The organism is Bradyrhizobium sp. 31Argb, from assembly GCF_043638955.1.
In the GTDB taxonomy this organism is placed as follows: domain Bacteria; phylum Pseudomonadota; class Alphaproteobacteria; order Rhizobiales; family Xanthobacteraceae; genus Bradyrhizobium.
The window spans coordinates 1-1,728 of record NZ_JBEGDB010000569.1 but is presented as its reverse complement, the minus strand read 5'-3'; the positions used below and the strand labels follow the sequence as shown (position 1 = coordinate 1,728).

General features: G+C 59.7%; 2 protein-coding genes and 6 tRNA genes. 2 read left to right on the top strand and 6 right to left on the bottom strand.

All coding sequences use genetic code 11. From position 1 onward, the window contains the following. Positions 1–79 precede the first annotated feature (79 nt). On the top strand, positions 80–271 hold the full coding sequence (locus AAFX91_RS41475; RefSeq protein ID WP_394570323.1) for a hypothetical protein: 192 nt from the start codon (positions 80–82) through the stop codon (positions 269–271). Between the two features lies 1 nt (position 272). Here the strand turns inward: AAFX91_RS41475 and AAFX91_RS41470 are convergent. Further along, positions 273–347 (bottom strand) — tRNA-Gly (locus AAFX91_RS41470). 212 nt (positions 348–559) lie between these two features. On the opposite strand from AAFX91_RS41470, the gene AAFX91_RS41465 reads away from it, so the two are divergent. Beyond that, positions 560–781, top strand: a complete 222-nt coding sequence (locus AAFX91_RS41465; RefSeq protein ID WP_394570322.1) for a hypothetical protein — start codon at positions 560–562, stop codon at positions 779–781. Here the strand turns inward: AAFX91_RS41465 and AAFX91_RS41460 are convergent. From AAFX91_RS41460 to AAFX91_RS41440, 5 genes are all read right to left on the bottom strand, one after another. Further along, positions 782–869, bottom strand: a tRNA-Ser gene (locus AAFX91_RS41460). A 111-nt stretch (positions 870–980) separates the two neighbouring features. After that, positions 981–1,053: transfer RNA gene (locus tag AAFX91_RS41455), tRNA-Arg, on the bottom strand. A gap of 4 nt (positions 1,054–1,057) precedes the next feature. After that, a tRNA-Cys gene (locus AAFX91_RS41450) sits at positions 1,058–1,129 on the bottom strand. Between the two features lie 165 nt (positions 1,130–1,294). Then, positions 1,295–1,362 (bottom strand) — tRNA-OTHER (locus tag AAFX91_RS41445). Positions 1,363–1,365: 3 nt separating this feature from the next. Further along, positions 1,366–1,441: transfer RNA gene (locus AAFX91_RS41440), tRNA-Glu, on the bottom strand. Positions 1,442–1,728: the final 287 nt, after the last annotated feature.

The window sequence follows — 1,728 nt, the reverse complement described above, 5'->3', positions numbered from 1 at the left end:
CGGCCGTCGCGTTTCATGCCGATAGCATACACCAACGCCGCAACAATGTCGCCTATATTTCTGACCTATGAGTAAGATCATGAAGGACGCCGGCATCCAGCCGGGCGACATCATGATCTTCACCTCAATCGAGGAGATCTGGCTTCGGCCCGACGGATCGGATCGCGAAGAACTCATGCAGGGCCTGCAATATGCCGGCGATCACGGCTGGGTCGAAGATGCCGGCGGCCGGAAGCTGCGGCTCACCTCAAAGGGCGCGGCCGCGGCGTGATTGGTGCGGACGACCGGATTCGAACCGGTGCTTTTAGAGTGGAAATCTTGACGCTCTGCCCTTAAGGTACGCCCGCAAATAGTGATAAACACTATGATCCCGCATTGAAAAGTTATTGCCCGAAATTATCGGTGCCAGCGCCATCATTGACATCTGGACCGGCGGTAAGCTTGACTGGCGGGCCCGGCTTGACGAGAGCGATTTCCTCCAGAGCTACGATTGGCAGATGGCTCTCGAGTTGTCGCGGGCGGTAATCTCCGCGACGACGAAACCAAGCGTGACGAGCCCATGACCAAATCCCTCATTGAATTTGTCGGCGGCCCTGCACATGGGGCCAAGACGGAGCGGCCGCGCGCCGCGACGGTCAACGTCCCTACCCCAAGCCTCGGCACGTTCGCCTACACCATGCGGCGCTGCTGCGACGCCGACGGCAACGTGGTCGAGGTGCTGGCGCCGGCCGGCCGCGAGATCGACCGCGCCTTTCTTGCCAGGCGAGGACTCCGGAATTGATGGCGGAGAGGACAGGATTCCAACCTGCGAGACACGTCGGTCTAGCGGTTTAGCAAACCGCCGCCTTCAGCCGCTCGGCCACCTCTCCAATTTCAAAAGGACCACATCGATGACGTAAGAACCGGAACAGGAACAGGCTTACGTCGAAGGCGGCCGGGCTGCTTGGCACAAGATACTGCGCGAAGCGCTGACCAATCTCAGCCTTCGGCCAGGATCGAACTGGCGACCTCGGGTTTAGAAGACCCTTGCTCTGTCCGCTGAGCTACGAAGGCATAGAAGCGAGAGCGGGAGTCGAACCCACTTCTCCAAGTTTTGCAGACTGGCCCCTATCCGACAGGGTCTCTCGCCATTGGCAGCCTCTCGCGGCTTCGAACCGCGGACCTCTCGAGTCAGGGTCGAGCGCTCTTCCAGCTGAGCTAAGAGGCAACAACCTGGTCTGGGTAGCGTGCTCCGACCACGCGCCTCCGCGGCCCAAACGCGGTGCTCTTCCACACGAGCTTTACCCAGGTATCTTGGAGCCCACGGCAGGAATCGAACCTGCGTCCTCCTAGCAAGGCGCTCATCCGCTGAGCTACGTGGGCAATTGGCACTGCCAGCGGGATCCGCCCCCGCGTCTACGCCTTGAGAGGGCGCTATCCTGGCTTGCTAGACGATGGCAGCATGTTTAGGTTGCCGGCATGAGCGACGAAGAGATCGTTGAAGAGACCGAGGAAGCCATCACTGCTGCGATCATGAACTGATTGAGCTTAACCGTACGGATCGCACCAAAATGCCGATTTTGCGCGCACCAGATCGTTGGTACGCAGAAAAGCGCCTAAGCACATCGCCTAAGGTGACCGCTGCCGAGAAAGCTTATTGCCGCTGACTGCGATCGGCTAGTGGTCTATCACAGTGATTTTGACTCTTTGGGGGTGGCTGGATAGGCGCGGCCGAGTTTGGCGCGAGCT